At 45.4% G+C, this 1,030-nt stretch carries 1 protein-coding gene; it reads left to right on the forward strand.

Annotation, left to right across the window (positions count from 1 at the left end):
- Positions 1-73: 73 nt before the first annotated feature.
- The coding region (locus B7X71_RS17710; protein WP_293601708.1) for an NADP-dependent isocitrate dehydrogenase at positions 74-1,030 on the forward strand (957 nt) is incomplete at its 3' end.

Genomic DNA, 1,030 nt, shown 5'->3' on the forward strand with positions numbered 1-1,030 from the left:
GTTGCGCATGGAACGCGAGAGTGGTTCGGTATAAGGCCGAGCCCTAATATTTATCCATATCGAGGAAACATCAATGGCTTCAGAGAAATCAAAGATCATTTACACGCTGACAGACGAAGCGCCATTATTGGCGACCTGTGCATTTTTACCAATCATTCGTACTTTTACAGCGCCAGCTGGGCTGCAGGTTGTAGAAAGCGACATTTCTGTTGCGGCACGTATCTTGGCAGAGTTCTCTGACTGCTTAACTGCTGAGCAGAAAGTGCCTGATAACTTAGCTGAGCTGGGTCGTATGACTTTATTGCCCGATACCAACATCATCAAGCTGCCGAATATCAGTGCTTCAGTGCCTCAGTTGCTCGCCGCCATTAAAGAATTGCAATCTAAGGGTTACAAGATCCCCGATTTCCCAGAAGATCCTAAGGATGACGCTGAAAAAGCAATTCGTACTCGTTACTCTAAGTGTTTGGGTAGTGCAGTAAACCCAGTATTGCGTGAAGGTAACTCTGATCGCCGCGCACCAAATGCGGTCAAACGTTATGCCCGCAAGAACCCACACTCTATGGGTGAGTGGAGCCAGGCTTCCCGTACGCACGTATCTCACATGCATGGTGGTGATTTCTACGCAGGTGAGAAGTCAATGACTATGACTAAGGCATGTGATGTGAAGATGGATTTGGTCACAAATAGTGGCAAGACCATCGTTCTCAAGCCAAAAGTCTCTTTACTTGCTGGTGAAATTATTGACAGCATGTATATGAGTAAGCAAGCGCTCTGGGAGTTCTACGAAAAAGAAATCGAAGATGCTTACAAGACTGGCATGATGTTGTCCTTGCACGTGAAGGCAACCATGATGAAGGTATCGCACCCAATCGTGTTTGGCCATGCTGTAAAGATTTTCTACAAAGATGCATTTGCAAAGCACGGCAAGTTGTTTGAAGAGTTAGGCGTTAATCCAAACAATGGTATGAGCAGCTTGTATGACAAGATTAAAACTTTGCCAGAATCTAAGCGCGAAGAAATCATTCAA

The sequence above is a fragment of the Polynucleobacter sp. 39-46-10 genome (genome assembly GCF_002282275.1).